Annotated in this window: 17 protein-coding genes and 2 tRNA genes; 5 read left to right on the plus strand and 14 right to left on the minus strand. The window is 50.0% G+C overall.

Annotated features, from left to right (window positions below; all coding sequences use genetic code 11):
* Positions 1–3: 3 nt before the first annotated feature.
* Complete coding sequence (locus VB016_01030; protein ID MEA4977127.1) at positions 4–636, plus strand: TetR/AcrR family transcriptional regulator; 633 nt, start codon at positions 4–6, stop codon at positions 634–636.
* Between the two features lie 433 nt (positions 637–1,069).
* Here VB016_01030 and VB016_01035 read toward each other — a convergent pair whose 3' ends face one another.
* The 8 genes from VB016_01035 to VB016_01070 all read right to left on the minus strand — a co-directional run bounded on the left by VB016_01035 (position 1,070) and on the right by VB016_01070 (position 7,771).
* Complete coding sequence (locus VB016_01035; protein ID MEA4977128.1) at positions 1,070–1,207, minus strand: hypothetical protein; 138 nt, start codon at positions 1,205–1,207, stop codon at positions 1,070–1,072.
* Between the two features lie 102 nt (positions 1,208–1,309).
* Complete coding sequence (gene trpA / locus VB016_01040; GenBank protein MEA4977129.1) at positions 1,310–2,086, minus strand: tryptophan synthase subunit alpha; 777 nt, start codon at positions 2,084–2,086, stop codon at positions 1,310–1,312.
* Entirely contained in the window at positions 2,083–3,270 is a 1,188-nt protein-coding gene (gene trpB / locus VB016_01045; protein MEA4977130.1) for a tryptophan synthase subunit beta, read from the minus strand. The genes trpA and trpB overlap by 4 nt, the downstream gene beginning before the upstream one ends.
* Positions 3,271–3,888 (minus strand): phosphoribosylanthranilate isomerase, encoded by a 618-nt coding sequence (locus VB016_01050; GenBank protein ID MEA4977131.1) that lies wholly within the window; start codon positions 3,886–3,888, stop codon positions 3,271–3,273.
* Positions 3,885–4,673, minus strand: a complete 789-nt coding sequence (trpC, locus tag VB016_01055) for an indole-3-glycerol phosphate synthase TrpC (protein ID MEA4977132.1) — start codon at positions 4,671–4,673, stop codon at positions 3,885–3,887. Before trpC ends, VB016_01050 begins: the two co-directional genes overlap by 4 nt.
* 5 nt (positions 4,674–4,678) lie before the next feature.
* A complete protein-coding gene (gene trpD / locus VB016_01060; GenBank protein MEA4977133.1) occupies positions 4,679–5,695 on the minus strand; it encodes an anthranilate phosphoribosyltransferase in 1,017 nt (338 codons plus the stop codon).
* Between the two features lie 4 nt (positions 5,696–5,699).
* Positions 5,700–6,275 (minus strand): aminodeoxychorismate/anthranilate synthase component II, encoded by a 576-nt coding sequence (locus VB016_01065; protein ID MEA4977134.1) that lies wholly within the window; start codon positions 6,273–6,275, stop codon positions 5,700–5,702.
* Positions 6,272–7,771 (minus strand): anthranilate synthase component I family protein, encoded by a 1,500-nt coding sequence (locus VB016_01070; GenBank protein MEA4977135.1) that lies wholly within the window; start codon positions 7,769–7,771, stop codon positions 6,272–6,274. Before VB016_01070 ends, VB016_01065 begins: the two co-directional genes overlap by 4 nt.
* Positions 7,772–8,197: 426 nt before the next feature.
* Between VB016_01070 and VB016_01075 the strand changes: the two genes are divergently transcribed.
* The 4 genes from VB016_01075 (at position 8,198) to VB016_01090 (ending at position 9,289) form a co-directional block, all read left to right on the plus strand.
* Complete coding sequence (locus VB016_01075) at positions 8,198–8,785, plus strand: hypothetical protein (protein ID MEA4977136.1); 588 nt, start codon at positions 8,198–8,200, stop codon at positions 8,783–8,785.
* Between the two features lie 62 nt (positions 8,786–8,847).
* Positions 8,848–8,949: transfer RNA gene (locus VB016_01080), tRNA-Arg, on the plus strand.
* A gap of 43 nt (positions 8,950–8,992) precedes the next feature.
* A complete protein-coding gene (locus VB016_01085; protein MEA4977137.1) occupies positions 8,993–9,100 on the plus strand; it encodes a 50S ribosomal protein L41e in 108 nt (35 codons plus the stop codon).
* Positions 9,101–9,118: 18 nt separating this feature from the next.
* Positions 9,119–9,289 (plus strand) — tRNA-Trp (locus tag VB016_01090).
* Between the two features lie 81 nt (positions 9,290–9,370).
* On the opposite strand, the gene VB016_01095 is transcribed toward VB016_01090, so the two are convergent.
* The 6 genes from VB016_01095 to VB016_01120 are packed head-to-tail and all read right to left on the minus strand — an operon-like array spanning position 9,371 to position 16,017.
* Positions 9,371–11,275 carry a DUF2075 domain-containing protein gene (locus tag VB016_01095; protein MEA4977138.1) on the minus strand — a complete coding sequence of 635 codons (1,905 nt, stop codon included), beginning with the start codon at positions 11,273–11,275 and terminating at the stop codon, positions 9,371–9,373.
* Positions 11,276–11,317: 42 nt separating this feature from the next.
* The gene (locus VB016_01100) at positions 11,318–12,682 is read right to left on the minus strand and encodes a PFL family protein (GenBank protein MEA4977139.1); all 1,365 of its coding nucleotides are present in this window, start codon (positions 12,680–12,682) and stop codon (positions 11,318–11,320) included.
* Between the two features lie 4 nt (positions 12,683–12,686).
* Positions 12,687–12,959: an ACT domain-containing protein gene (locus tag VB016_01105; protein ID MEA4977140.1), complete on the minus strand. Its 273-nt coding sequence runs from the start codon at positions 12,957–12,959 to the stop codon at positions 12,687–12,689.
* Positions 12,956–14,524: a citramalate synthase gene (gene cimA, locus VB016_01110; protein ID MEA4977141.1), complete on the minus strand. Its 1,569-nt coding sequence runs from the start codon at positions 14,522–14,524 to the stop codon at positions 12,956–12,958. The genes VB016_01105 and cimA overlap by 4 nt, the downstream gene beginning before the upstream one ends.
* Before the next feature lies 1 nt (position 14,525).
* Positions 14,526–15,524, minus strand: a complete 999-nt coding sequence (locus VB016_01115) for a homoserine dehydrogenase (protein ID MEA4977142.1) — start codon at positions 15,522–15,524, stop codon at positions 14,526–14,528.
* Between the two features lies 1 nt (position 15,525).
* Positions 15,526–16,017 (minus strand): homoserine dehydrogenase, encoded by a 492-nt coding sequence (locus VB016_01120; protein ID MEA4977143.1) that lies wholly within the window; start codon positions 16,015–16,017, stop codon positions 15,526–15,528.
* Positions 16,018–16,144: the final 127 nt, after the last annotated feature.

Here is a 16,144-nt window from a genome sequence, read left to right on the forward strand (position 1 = left end):
GTCATGGACCTGAAATTCAAAAGGGCACGTAGCAAAGAGAATAAAGAGAAGAGATTCTCAGATATACTCGATGTGTCCGCAGAGCTGTATGATAAATTGCGTTATCCGGGTCTGACATTTGAAGAAATATCAAAGAAATTGAATATCACGCGCCCTGCAATATACAAATATTTCAAAACGAAAGATGAGATCCTCGTAGAGATACTTCTCAGGGATCTCGACGACCTATGCAACGATCTCACGGACAGTTTCGATGTTTCTTCAGAATATACGAAGGAAGAGATCGCCACATTATGGACAGATGTCATGATGAAGAACAAGAGGATCATGGACGTTATGTCGCTTCATTCTTCATCCATCGAAAAGACGATCTCTGCCGAATACAACAGCGGACCGGAAAGTGTTTTAAAAGGATATATCCGGGCAATCAAGGAATTGATAAAACATCTCGTTCCCGGCATCGACGATAACACTGCCGTTGATTTCGTCTTGTATCAGATATCATTTGCCGTAGGCCTATATCCGTTCATGAAGATTAAAATGAACGATACGGATTCAAACAAGGAGATATTCAGATTCAACAGGATATACCGTGAGAATATCCTTATAAAACTAAAATCGATGAACTGTTCGTGAGAAAATATCCACGCCGTCGTTCAAACGGCATAGAAAAAGAAAAGGGTTGAACGCGAAATAGTTTATTCTTTACTTTTTCTCTGCTTTTGCCTTTGCTTTCTCTGCTTTCTTTTTTGCGTAGTTGCTTTTCATTTCTGCTATTTTGTTCTTGAAGCTCATTTTTATGCCCCCTTGCATGTTCTGCAAGTTAAGTTACACATAGTAATTTAAGTATAAATAGGTTACTTGGTGTAAATTAACAAATAAAATCAAAGGCCCATCTTTCAAAGGTTCTAAAATGGCGAATCCGGACAAACCATATGTCGTCTGATGGAAAATTCTAAAAGACGGTCGCAGAAAAATGTGAATTATTGATATTTCAGTGACAGACTAAGGGATTAAATCCCTTTCAGTCTGTCAAATGAGAGAAGATATCCTTCAAAGACCAAGCGATTTACCTGATCTTCTTCTCAAGTTTGGCAAGCTTCTTCTTTGCACCGTTGTCTCCGGAGTTTACCTGCCGAGTAAGTTCCTCCGCTTTTTCTTTCTTAACCTTGTTCTGCTTCGATAACTGTTTTTTGCTCATCGCCATGCAATAGTCACTTGACCCGCCTTGTACCATACTATATTTAGACTTTGGCTTTTCTGTAATCGATTATTTTCGAACGATATTGGAATGTGGACGATTCCGCCCTCAAATATCGCGGATCGCATCCTTCATGGACCTCACATATTCACCTATGTGAAAAACAGAGTCTTTACCTTCTTCGGCAATGATCTTAATGATGGCGCTTCCTACGATGACGCCATCGCTCAGACCGGCCATTTTCGCTGCTTGCTCGGGTTTGGAGATGCCGAACCCCACAGCACAAGGAATATTTGTGCTCCTTCTCACCAATTCGACCATGGACCCGATATCGGTCGTTATCTCGGCCCTTGTACCTGTGACTCCCAGTGAGGAAACAATGTATACGAATCCCTTGGCCTCTTTGGCTATCATCGATATACGGTCCTCGGATGTGGGTGCGATCAACGATATCAGGTCCAATCCATATTTACGGCATATCGGATCGAACTCGTCCTTTTCTTCAAATGGTACATCGGGCAATATCAGGCCGTCAATGCCGATGTCCCTGCATATCGATATGAATCTCTCGGAACCATATGAGAACACTACATTCGCATATGTCATGAACACCATTGGCACTTTCACATCGTTACGTATCTCGCGGACCATATCGAAGATATCGTCTGTTGTGACCCCGTTCTTCAAAGCACGTGCATTGGCAGCCTGTATGGTCGGTCCTTCCGCCGTCGGATCCGAGAACGGGATACCCAGCTCTATCAGGTCCGCACCGTTCATGACCATTTCCTTTACTGCCTTTTTCGTTGTCTCGAGGTCGGGGTCTCCGCAGGTGATGAATGCAATAAACGCCTTACCGTTGGCAAATGCGTCTCTGATGCTGCTCATTCTCTGACATCCTCCCCTCTATATCTTGCGATCGCAGCGCAATCTTTATCTCCGCGGCCTGAAAGCGTGACGACCAATATGTCGTTCCTTCCCATTTCCGGGGCGATCTTCATTACATGTGCGAGAGCATGTGCCGATTCTATCGCGGGGATTATGCCCTCCATTTTTGAAAGATATTCGAAAGCCTTGACCGCCTCCTCGTCTGTAACGGGAACATATTCGGCCCGGCGGATATCATATAGCCATGCATGTTCAGGCCCTATGCCCGGATAATCCAATCCCGCCGATATTGAATACACGGGAGCGATCTGACCATATTCATCCTGACAAAAATAAGATTTCATTCCATGAAATATCCCGGCACGTCCGGTATTGATCGTAGCGGCCGTCTCGAACGAATCTATTCCGCGCCCTGCTGCTTCGCAACCGATCAAACGAACATTATCATCGTTTATGAAATCGTAGAATGAACCGATCGCATTGGAACCTCCTCCCACACATGCTATTATCGCAGTCGGAAGTCTGCCCTCTTTTTCCAATATCTGCTGTTTTATCTCCTTACCGATCACGCTTTGAAAATCTCTGACGATCATGGGGAACGGATGAGGGCCCATCACAGATCCGAGACAATAATGGGTGTCCTCAATGCGATTTGTCCATTCGCGCATGGCTTCGGAAACAGCATCCTTGAGCGTTCCTGTACCCGATCCTACAGATACCACTTCGGCTCCGAGGAGCCTCATCTTGTAAACATTGAGGGCCTGGCGTTCCATGTCGTTGTTGCCCATGAATACTACGCATTCCATCCCCATCAGCGCGGCCGCCGTAGCCGTAGCCACCCCGTGCTGTCCGGCTCCGGTCTCGGCTATCAGACGTGTCTTGCCCATCTTTTTGGCCAACAGCGCCTGTCCCAGCACATTATTGATCTTGTGTGCGCCGGTATGATTCAGGTCTTCGCGTTTCAAATATATCTTCGCACCGCCCAGATCATTCGACATTCTTTCTGCGAAATACAATCTGCTGGGCCTTCCTGCATATTCGTTGAGGAGTCTATCCAATTCGGAAACGAATTCCGGATCCGCCTTATAACGGTCATATGCTTTCTCCAACTCAATGACCGCATTCATCAGGGTCTCCGGTATGTACTGTCCCCCATGTTCTCCGAATCTTCCTTTCTTTGTCATTTACTCATCTTCTTCATTCGATTTTCTAACAGCATCAATGAACTGTTTTATTTTTTGACGATCTTTGCTCCCATCCGTCTCCACTCCGGAACTGGTGTCGACGGCATATGGGCGGAACGATCTCACAATGTCATACACGTTGTACGGATCCAACCCTCCGGCAAAGAAAAACGGACGAGACCCCTTGTCAATCAGCGTTCCGTCAAATCGTTCTCCCGTACCGCCCGTTCCGTTATCCAATAATATGATATCTGCAGAAGACGCGATCGCCCCCTCGAAATCGTTCCTGTTGTTTATTCCGAATGCTTTCATTATTGGTACGTCCGTCTGTTTGCGTATGGTTCCGATGAATGCATCGTCCTCGCTGCCATGGAGCTGTATCATTCCGATAGTTCCGTCTTCTACTAATTTTACAATAAATTCGTCAGAATGATCGACAAATACTCCGACGCTTGTTATCCTGCGGTCCATCAAAGAACGCAGATGGGCCGCCGTCTCAGGCGTGACATGTCTGCGGCTTTTGTCAAAGAATACAAATCCTGCATAATCGGGGAGCAGATCATTGATGCATTCCACATCCTCGGGTGTCCTGATACCGCATATCTTGATCTTCGTCATTGGACGCCTTTCAGTTCGTTAAGTCTTTTCTTCTTATCATCAGAACGCATCAATGTTTCTCCGACAAGCACCCCGTCCACCTTGGATGCTCGAAGCATATCCACATCATGCGAATTGTTTATTCCGCTCTCGGCTATGAAAAGCACATCTTCCGGTACCATTTTTCTCAGCCTTATGCTGTTCTCGAGATCGACCGTGAAATCGCTCAAATTCCTATTATTTACGCCGATCATCCTCGCGCCCGCATCTAAGGCAGATGAGATATCATGTTCATCGTGTGCTTCTACCAGTGCGGACAGTCCGAGATCATCGCAGATCCCTATGTATCTGTGAAGATCGTCGCTATTCGTGATCGAACATATCAGCAGCACCGCTGAAGCGCCCAGCGTCTTCGCCTCATAGATCATGTAGTCGTCAACCGTGAAATCCTTTCTCAGACAGGGTACCGATACGGTCCCGGCTATTTTCTTCAGATGTTCATTGTCACCCAAGAACCATTTTGGTTCGGTCAATACAGATATGCATGACGCGCCGGCGGACTCGTATTCTCCAGCTATCCTTTCGAAAGGATAATCGGTTACTATCTTTCCTTTGGACGGAGAAGCTCGTTTGCATTCGCATATGAAGGACATGTCATCGCTCGATAAGGCCTTCTCGAATGGGAATCCGGTATCACATTCCATAGACGATGCCGAGGCCCTCATTTCTTCGAAGGAGATGTGCTTTTTCGATTCTTTGACACGAACCTTGGCATATTCCGCTATCGTCTGTAGAATGTCCGTCATGTATCTCACGCACTCGAGGCTTTGATGAATTCTTCCAGTTTAGACGCAGCCGCACCGCTGTCGATGATCTCTGTCGCGAGATCTATCCCCTGACCGATGTTGGCCGCTTTGCCGGCTACATACAGGGCCGAACCTGCATTGATCAATATGGAATTACGGCGGGCTCCCCCTTCTCCGTCCAGTATAGAACGTGTTATAGCCGCATTCTGAGCGGGTGTGCCTCCGACAAGTTCTTCTTTTTTACCCATAGGGAGGCCGAAATCCTCAGGGGACATCTCGAATGACCTGTAGTATCCACTTTTTATCTCGCAAACCGTAGTCGGAGCGCTTATAGAAATCTCATCTAATCTATCCTGTCCGTATACCACCATTCCGTGTTCTACTCCGAGTTTCATCAGTACCTTTGCCAACGGTTCCACCAACGATTCGCTGTACACCCCCAGAAGCTGCATGGATGGTGATGCAGGGTTGGTCAGAGGGCCGAGGATATTGAACACGGTACGAAATCCCAGTTCTTTCCGTATCGAACCGACATACTTCATCGATGTGTGATATTTTTGTGCAAAAATGAAACATATACCCACTTCATCGAGCAGTTCAACGCATCTTTGAGGCGAGAGGTCTATGTTCACCCCCAACGCCTCCAGACAATCGGCTGTTCCACATCTAGATGAGGCTGCACGGTTGCCGTGTTTTGCAATCTTGACACCTGCCGCCGCGACCACCAATGCGGACGTCGTCGAGATATTGAAGCTCTGCGACCCGTCACCGCCTGTGCCGACTATATCCATTATTTTCGCATCATGTACGATCTTTGTGGAATGTTCTCTCATGGCTGCGGCACAGCCCGTTATCTCGTCAATGGTCTCCGCATTGGTATTCTTCGTGCTCAATGCAGCGAGAAATGCCGCATTCTGGATCTGGGTGGTCCGCCCAGTCATGATCTCGTTCATAACCTGATAGGCCTCGTCATACGTGAGGTCCTCTTTGTTGACCGTCTTGATTATTGCTTCTTTGATCATGATATCATCTGCCCATTATTTCGAAGAAATTACGCATGATCTGTTCTCCGTCGGGCGTCATTATGGACTCCGGATGGAACTGGACCCCATAAACGTCATAACTTCTGTGGCATACGGCCATGACTTCTCTGTCCTCGCTCTTTGCTATAGTTCTGAGACATGCGGGAAGAGTTTCCTGAACAACCGCCAGAGAATGATAACGTGCTACCGGAACACTTTCCGGGCATCCTCTGAATATCGGGCTTTCGGTGTGTAATTTCACTATGGACTGTTTGCCGTGCATCTGTGTTTTTGCGTACGATACAGTTGCGCCGTAGGCCTCGCATATGGCCTGATGTCCGAGACAGACCCCCAATATCGGGATGTTCTTTCCGAATGCGCTGACCGCATCTACGCATATGCCCGCATCCTCCGGTCTTCCCGGTCCGGGCGACAATACTATTGCATCCGGGTTCATTTTCTCGATCTCATCGAGTGTGATCTTATCATTTCTGACGACCTTGATGTCAGGGTCTATAGAACCAATCAGCTGATACAGATTATATGAAAAACTATCATAATTATCGATAAGCAATATCATTCCGATCCCTCCGAGATCTTGAGAGCTTTTACCACTGCCGCAGCTTTGTCGATACATTCCTGATATTCTCTCTCAGGTACCGAGTCGGCCACTATTCCTGCGCCTGTTCTTATGAAGACCTTTCCGTTCTTTTTATATGCTATTCTGATTGCGATACACGTGTCCAGATTTCCGGTGAAATCAATATATCCTATGGCTCCGCCGTATATTCCGCGTTTATTTTTCTCAATATCGTTTATCAGTTGACACGCTCTTATCTTGGGCGCTCCGGAAAGTGTTCCTGCGGGCAATATGGCATCCAGTACGTCAAGTGCATCAAAACCGTCACGTATTTCTCCGCATACCGTGGAACCAATGTGCATCACGTGGGAAAAACGCTCCACGGAGTGATATTTCTCCACTTTAACCGTACCGAACTTGCTGATCTTACCAACGTCGTTCCTTCCAAGATCTACCAGCATATTGTGTTCTGCAAGTTCTTTGGTATCAGACAGGAGATCCATTTCCAGAGCTTTGTCTTCCTCTTCCGTCTTTCCCCTGGGGCGTGTACCCGCCAAAGGGAACGTATGCAATATTCCGTCCTTGAGTTTCACCAGTGTCTCGGGAGATGCACCGGCCACTTCCATGTCCGAACCTGAAAAGTAGAACATATACGGGGAAGGGTTGAGTTTTCTCAGTGCACAGTATGTGTTTAGAAGACTTCCTTCATATTCGGTCTCCAAACGATTCGACAGGACCATCTGGAATATGTCCCCTTCCCTGATGTGGTGTTTTGCTGTCTCGACCATGGCGCAATATCTTTCTTTGTCGAAAAGGGGTTTCAATTCCGTCATCATCTTTCCGGGTTCATTCTTTTTCGGTTTACCGTTGTCAACGAGGTCAACCATCTGCTGCAGATCCAGAACGGCTTTGTTATAATTCGTATCGGCATCAGAAAGATCGATGTTCACGATGAATACGATCTTGCGGTCAAGGTTATCGAAGGCGATCACCTTATCGAAAAGCATTATGTCAACGTCTTTGAATCCTTCAGTATCTTCAGCATCCAGATTTAAAACGGGTTCGGAATATTTCAGATAATCATATGAGAAGTATCCGACAAATCCCCCTGAAAAGGGAGGAAGATAATCCATACGCGGACTCTTATGCTCGTTCAATATCTGTCTTATATATTTTCCCGGATCGTCGGTCTTGAACGACAGTGAATCCACCTTCATGTTTCCGTTCACACATGTTATCGATGTCTTGGGATCATAACCCAGGAAAGTGTATCTTCCCCATGTCGCATCTTTTTCCACCGACTCCAATATGTAGCAGTGGCCCGAGATGTTTTTCAGAATGCGAAGTATATCGATCGGTGTCTTCTCGCCCGACGGAATCTCCGTGCTTACGGGAGCTGTTTTATACGCGCCGTTATTGGCCAATTTCCCTATCTCTTCAATGCTGGGACAGATTACTTTTATCATTTCCTTGACGACATCCGACTTTGCAAACACAGGTCCTTTACCCCTTCTTCAATAACCTTAAACCTACATCACGTATATATTTAACTACATTGATGTACATTTTAGTTCATTAATAAACCTTATAGGTGATTTAAAAAACCGGAAAATAATTTGGCGTTCCAGCATCCGCCGTGCATAAGATCCTTGGCATTCTCCGAATATGTCCGCTAACGTCCGTCCAAAGCGACCATCCTGTCACGATAATATCTTCAAAATGAACAGATGCATCAATCCACGGAAGACTTGAACACATACACTGATGTTGCACATCGCCGTCCCCGTCTGCGCGATGTGCATGTTTTTTATCGAAACACGAGGTCCGCAGTTCTTCGCTACCGTTCATCATACGGGCCCGAAAAATGCAAAGCGATGACTGGCGCTCTCAAAGCTTATAACTGCCGGATAATATGACCGTCCATGGACATCGATGCAATGATAGCATCAATCAAAGACCACTCTCCGGAGCTGGTCCTCGTCATCGGAGGTCTGCTTGCGATATTTATCGTATATCTGTACCTAAAGGACGAGGGATCGACCAAGTATAAGTTTGCTGTTTTCCTGGGGCTGGTGGCCGGCGTAGCGATGATATATATCGCGGCCGTCTCATGGTCGGGGCTGGCACTTTCAACGGCAATAATCGTCGCCGTGGGTGGTTTTGCGCTTATCATCAGGCCGTTCCGCGAAGTGCATTTCTCGGTAATACTGGCACTTTTCGTGATGGTCATCGTTTACATATTGCTGGGCGAACTGGATGGCACGCTGGTCTACGGTATCGAAATATCGTTCCTCGCGTCGGGATACGTAAGGATAATCATAGCGCTGGTAGCGGGCGCGATAGTGTATATGATCACCAACTTCATCGAGGAGATCATACGTCTTTTCGGTAAGATCCTGAACTGGTGGCCGTTACTCATGATCCTCGGATTGCTGTGCTTGGTAGAGGGAGCGAGCGTCTTCCTAGGATACGGATCCGTGTACGGAATCTATCTGGATTATACTTCCTGAGAGCCGTTGCGATATCATCTTTATGTAAACCTTTAAATCAGTAAAGGCGTTGTTGGGTGAGTGGGCCCGTGGCTTAGCCAGGATATAGCGCTGGCCTTCTAAGCCAGACGCCTCGGGTTCGAAAGTTTCATAAAAAGGAACCGAAATTCCCGACGGGCCCGCCAAAGGATGCCGCCCTCGGGGCAGGTGTCCAGGAAGGAAAATAACATGAAAAGAAGTTCACGCGCCTGGAAAAAACGCGGCAATCAGCGTTGGAAATGGCGCAAGAAGAAGATGAGAAGGAGAAAGAGAGCAGCTAAGATGCGCAAGCAGTGATCACAGTCATTCTGACAAGGGAGTATAGGCTAACCTGGCAGACTGGCGGGCTCCAGTTATCGAGCGTGATTGAATTGAGGTTGCTGAAGTTATGATGAATAACTGGAGCGATGACTCAATAATTTCGCGGGGGGTAGCTCCCCCCGTGGTGGAAACCCGCTGACGGGGGTTCAAATCCCTCTGCTCCCACCTTGCGTATCTTAGAAGCATCTTGCCCCCCGAAAAGGGGGCTTAACAACTTTCTCTTCTTTTTTCTTCTGATTGATATCTTTATTTTGTTTTCTTGAATCTGTTTATGCGCATTCTCAAATGTTCCTGCAAGGGCTTGTCCGTGCAGTAGATGTAGCATCCCTTCATTCCACGGGTCATCAGGGTGCGGTAAGTGTTGCGTATTATACGGTCGGCCACTTTCTCCTGTTCTTCAGGATTCTGGTATTTTTGTCTTAGCCCACGTAGCGACTGGTCCGTCCTGGCCCTTTTCGTGCGGTCCGTCACGACCTTTCCGTCCCTGTAGGCCAGGTCGTCTCCGATTATTATTCCGACATAATCGAATTCAAGTCCCTGGCACGTATGAATGCATCCGATTTCGTGGATGGAGGCCTCATCTATGGCCCATGTGCCGGTGGAACCAAGATTCCAGCTCATTCCGAATTCGAAGTTCGGTATTCTCACATCATGGTATTCCGGATCGTCTTTTTTGTCCGATCTCCAATCCCAGCAATAACCGGCCACCATGCGCGACCTGTTAGCCGCGAGATTCTTTTCTTCGATGTAATGTCTGAGCTCGTTGGGATCATCGAACAGCCGGATATCATATTTGAAATCATCAACGGTGTCAAAGTTAGCGGTCTCGCGTATCCCTAATACTTCATCGACCCAGGCCATATAGCCATCCGACCCGTCGCACCTAAACTGCGAATCCAGCTCCATTCTTTTGACGCGAGCGCCCGAGGAACGGGCGGACCTCTCTATATTGTCGACCGTGCCTATATCGTCTAAAGTCACACGCTGGCTCTCATCGATGAAGAAAATGGATAATTTGGATGCATCGATGATTTCTTTGATCTGGTTCTCTCCTTTGTTCTTGAACATCCCTGATTTTTCCATCAAACGGTGGGATTCATCGACCAACAAGACATTGAAATCGCTCTTACCGCTGGCGACGAATGCACCCGAACCTTTGAACATGTTTTTCACGCTTGTAACGCTGTGCGATAGGTTGCCCTTGCCCTCGCTCAGTTTCCGGAAGTAGACGTTTCTGGGGGCGCTGTTCTTTGTCACATAGGCGGCCACGTCCCCTTTCTCGGTTAATTTGGCCAGAAGATTGATTGCAAGGACCGATTTTCCCGTACCCGGGCCGCCCTCCACTATAATGACTCTTTTTGAGGAATCGGTCCTCGACATTTCTGCCTGGTCCAGTATCTCTTCGAAGGCCACTTTCTGTCCGTCTATCATTATGAATTCACGGTTGCCGTTCACAAGAGAAACTATGCAGTCCTGAAGCGATTTTGACGGGCGCAGCCTTCCGCCGTCTATCATCTCTATTACGTTCCCGCTGTCGCCGTGACGAATATATGTCTGGATAAACTTTCTGAGCCTGTTTTTATCGTGTATTCCGAACAAAGGGGCCTGGGTCATATAGAAATTATAGGCGGGATCCGTCAAAGGGTCCCTTTCCCCGATATCATAGTTATGGAGATAGGCGCAGGGCCGCAATCTCAACTGCCCGTCCTGGACACAGATATTGTAATCGCTTATCACCTGCGCATAAGACCAAGCCTGAAAAGAGGGGTGCGTCGTTTCGTTCATGGAGCCACCGAGAATGGTCCTCACGATGCCGTCTTTCTCCACAACGGATTCCGCGACCGTCCATTGCTTGAGTTCTATGACCACCGCCGAACCGATGCCTTCGTCATCGGTGCCGGTGATGATCATGTCCACTCTTTTTCCGGTGTACGGGATATTGTACTCCACCGCTACGCCCGCATCCTTCGGGACCTCCGATCTTCCGAGGACGATATACATATCGTTCAACGAGTTCTGCCAAGAGGAGAATTCGGAATGCGGTGTGGACCTTCCCATTTTTTCGTACACGGCGGCGCTCAGCTTTCCCGTCAACAGGCCGCTGTCGACGTCAGACTCGAAATCTGCCAATGTGCCGCTGTATATGATCATCTGGGTCTGTAAAGCGATCTGAAGTTATATCGATTGTGAACCTCAGTTCCTGAAGCTGTGTATCGGCGCAGGTATCCTTCCGCCCCTGTTAACGAATCCTTCGCAACCGAACTTGCTTACGGGCATGATCGGCGCAGAACCCAGCAGTCCTCCGAATTCAGCATGGTCTCCCGGCTTCTTTCCGATGACCGGTATGAGGCGGCATGCGGTCGTTTTCTGGTTAACCATTCCGATGGCCATCTCGTCCGCTATTATTCCGGATATGGTCTCCGCCGACGTATCGCCCGGTATGGCGACCATATCGAGACCGACAGAGCAGACGCATGTCATAGCTTCCAGCTTTTCGATGCACAGCGCACCGCACTCGGCCGCGCGGACCATCGAACTGTCCTCGGATACAGGAATGAACGCCCCGCTCAGCCCTCCGACGTAAGAAGACGCCATGACCCCGCCCTTCTTGACCTGGTCATTTAGAATGGCCAGCGCCGCAGTCGTACCGGGGGCGCCGGTCATTTCGATGCCCATCTCTTCGATTATGTCGGCGATGGAATCCCCTATCTCCGGAGTGGGGGCCAAAGAGAGGTCCACGATCCCGAAAGGGACCCCGAGCCTCGCCGAGGCCTCCTTTGCGACAAGCTGTCCTGCCCTTGTAACTTTGAACGCAGTCCTTTTGATGGTTTCGCAGAGGACCTCGAAGCTCTCGCCCCTGACCTTGGATATGGATGTCTTGACCACGCCGGGCCCAGATACGCCAACGTTTATGACGGTCTCCGGCTCGGTGACCCCGTGGAACGCGCCTGCCATGAACGGGTTGTCGTCGGGCGGATTACAGAAAACCACGAGCTTTGCACATCCGATCGAGTCTCTGTCTTTGGTGAGCTCTGCCGTTTCCAGGATTATGTCGCCCATCATCCGTACCGCGTCCATGTTTATGCCTGTCCTCGTGGAGCCTGCAGCGACGGAGCCGCAGACCCTTTCGGTCGACGACAGCGCTTTCGGTATCGATCTGATGAGCAGCCTGTCGGCGTTCGTCATTCCCTTTTGTACAAGTGCGGAGTATCCGCCGATGAAGTTTATCCCGATATCCTTGGCCGCCCTGTCGAGGGCTTCGGCGATCTTCACGAAGTCGTCCGGGGTCTTGCATGCACACGCCCCTACGATCGAGATGGGGGTGACCGAGACCCTCTTGTTCGTTATCGGGATCCCGTACTCGAGGCCAATGTCGTCGCCGACGGAAACAAGATCTCTGGCCTTCTCTGTGATCTTTCTGTATATCTTTTCGCAAAGCCTGTCCAGGTCCGGGTCGCAGCAGTCCATGAGACTGATGCCCATGGTTATCGTTCTGACATCCAGGCTCTCGTCTTTGATCATAGAGTTGGTTTCAAAGATCTCTTCGAAATCGACCATGCGATCAGATCCTGTGCATCATGTTGAAGATATCTTCGTGCTGGGCCTGAATGATGCATCCGACCTTTTCACCCACTGCCTTTAGTCCATCCGAAAGTTCGGCGAAAGTCTTTCTGTACAGGTCTGTATCGACGATCATCATCATGTTGATGTAATCGCCCACCGTGGTCTGCTTTATGTCCAGGATGTTGATGTTGTTGTCTGCGAAGAAATTGCACACGGCGGCTATGATCCCGACGTGGTCCCTTCCTACTAATGTGACTATTGTCTTGCTCATTTTACAGCCTTCCTTTCGTTGATCATTATTGCGTATTCCAGCGAGTCCACGAGCGCTATCAGCGATGCTTCGATGACATTCTGGGAGACACCTACGGTCGTCCAGCTTTCGATGCCGTCGGTGGAGCGTATTAGGACCCTTACGGCGGCCGCTGTGGCGGCCTTCTCGTCCAGCACCCTGACCTTGTAATCGGAGAGGCGTATGCCGTTCAGTACGGGGTAGAATTTCGACAGCGCCTTTCTGAGGGCATTATCCATCGCGTTGACCGGACCATCGCCGTCGGATGCGGTATGCTCAATCTCTCCGTCGCTGTTCCTGACCTTGATGCTGGCCTCGGAGATCAGCCTGCTGTTTTCAACCTCGTCTATGAACAGTCTGAAGCCTGCGATCGTGAAATAGGGTTTGAAATCGCCCCTGACACGTTTGACGAGCAGTTCGAAGCTTGCGTCCGCTCCTTCGAACTGATATCCTCTGGATTCGAACTCTTTCACCGTTTCGGTTATGAGGCCGCTGTCGCTGCCGTCTGTACCGATCCCGAGCTCGTTCAGCTTCTCCATTATACTGGCCTTGCCTGACAGGTCGGATATGAGGACCCTGCGCTTGTTTCCCACGATCTCGGGCTTTATGTGCTCATACGTCCTGGTATCTTTCTTCATTGCCGAAACGTGCATGCCGCCCTTGTGGGCGAATGCCTTCTCCCCTACATATGGCAGCGAAGGCGACGGCGCGGTGTTGGCGACCTCGCCTACGAACTTCGAAAGGTCCGTAAGCTTCGAAAGGTCCTTTACATTGGTGCTGCGCCCCATTTTAAGCATCAGGTTGGGTATGATCGAACAGAGGTTCGCGTTCCCCGTCCTCTCGCCGATGCCGTTTATGCATCCTTGGACCATGGTCGCCCCTGCCCCCACGGCCGCCAGGGAGCATGCCACCGCGAGGTCTGAATCATTATGGCAGTGTATGCCCACCGCCGTGCCGTATCTGTTGCGCACCGCCTTCACGGCATCGGTGACGCGGTCCGGAAGCGTACCTCCGTTAGTATCGCAGAGCACCAGCCACTCGGCGCCCGCGTCCGTTGCGGCCCCGAGCGCCTCCATAGCATACTCCGGATCGGAATAAAAACCATCGAAGAAGTGCTCGGCATCGAACATCACGCGCATCCCTGATCTCTTCAGGAATCTGACGCTGTCGCCGATCATTGCGAGGTTCTCCTCCTTAGTGGTGTTGAGCGCATGTACGACCTGGAAGTCCCAGGTCTTACCGAATATGCATGCCCACCCGGCCCCCGACGATACGATGGCCTTCAGGTTCGCATCGTCCTCGGCCTTGGTGTCGCGCCTGCGGGTGCTCCCGAAGGCCGTCACTTTAGTGTTCTTCAAGTCCATGTCCTTCGCTATGGCGAAGAATTCGTCCGTCATAGGATTGGACCCGGGCCATCCGCATTCGACGAAATCTATGCCGAATTCGTCCAGCTCGCGCAATACGTCTGCCCTGTCCTGCACCGAGAAAGATATTCCTTCGCTCTGTGCGCCGTCGCGGAGCGTGGTGTCGTAGATGATAACTGACATTTCATTCCTCTCTGTCGTCCAGCACGGATATCAGGTCGCTGAGTATCGCCGATGCGGTCTCCAGACGTCCGGCCCCGCGTCCGGTGATGGTGATCGGGCCGGCGAGGTCGCTGAGTATCTGCGCCGCGTTCAATGTCCCGGTGACAGCAAGCGGGTGCCCCCTGGGCACGAGTCTCGGTGCCACCTCTAACTTGGTATCGGTAACTTCTCCTATCAGGCGCACGACCATATTGCGCGATTTCGCGAGCGTGATGGCCTCTTCCGTGATGCCGGTTATCCCGGTTATCGAAACATCGGAGAAAGTGACGTTGCGGCCGAAGACAGAGTTAGCCAGGATCACGACCTTGCATGCGCTGTCGTAGCCCCCGACATCTCCTGTAGGGTCCGCCTCGGCATAGCCGAGCTGTTGCGCTTCCTTGAGGGCCTGTTCGAACGGCTGCCCGCTGTCCATTTTGCTCAATATATAGTTGCAGGTACCGTTCAGTATGCCGCGTATCGATAGTATCTTCTCTCCGACGAGATTGTCGTGGCAGAGGTTGATTATCGGCATTGCGCCGCCTACGGAACCCTCGAACTTCAGCTTGCACCTGTTCTTCCTGGCAAGCGCTATCAGTTCCCCGAACTTCGTTGCAAGGGGCCCCTTGTTGGTGGTTATCACGTCCTTGCCGTGTTCGAGCGCGTGGACGATGTTCTTCAGACCCTGCCCTCCGGTCTCGTAGTTGGTGGGGCTGACCTCGACAAGTATGTCATAATCCACCGAGTCCAATATCTCGAGCGCGTCCTTGTACGTCTTGGTGCCGACCCGCTTCGTTTCCATCTTCCTGGACACAAGGTCCATCGGCGCAAGTCCTTCGGGATCGACGATATAGGTTTTGGAATCCATCACTCCGACGATCTTCACATTCTCCCCGTAACGTTTCTTGAAGAACATTTCGCGCGACTCCAGCACTTCCGCGAAGCCCTGCCCCACCGTACCGAATCCGGCTATGAAGATGCGCATATCAAAGCCCCCTGATATACGTGATAGCGCTTTCCCGGCATGCGTGCCTTAGGAACATGTCCAACTTATCGAGGTCGTTTTCTTCGCGTACCTTCACAGATATCATCGCTGTGCGCTTCTCGTCATGGTTCTTCGACGAGTACTGGATGTCTACGGAGTCTATCATGACCGCATGAGAGGCCTCGTCCATGAGCTGTTCGATGTACGAAGCTGTGATACGCCCTATCAGGAGATATTCCATCGAGAACGTGCTGTATACGGAACCTATGCTGGATATTATGATGTCCCTGGATTTCCATATGTCCTCCAGTCTTTTGAGCTGCGTCGTGTCCTCGACCTCGAAAGTGACGTTGAGCGAAATCCTGTGATTGACTATCTGCTCGCGGTCGTGGACGACGCCCATGATGTTCCCGTCGACCATGGATATCGGTTCGAGGGAACCCACGAGCTGACCGGGGAGGTCTTTGACGTACAGTTCTGCGTTCACTATCATTTTTATCTGCTGAATATATGCCCCTCGTTAATTATATTATCGTCCGCGTGCGCGAAAAACGGGAATCCGCGACAAAACGGTCTGCAGAGCTGCAGCCTCTCGGCACCTATGCACGGTTTCGAGGTCG

The organism is Methanomassiliicoccaceae archaeon, from assembly GCA_034928305.1.
Lineage (GTDB): Archaea > Thermoplasmatota > Thermoplasmata > Methanomassiliicoccales > Methanomethylophilaceae > VadinCA11.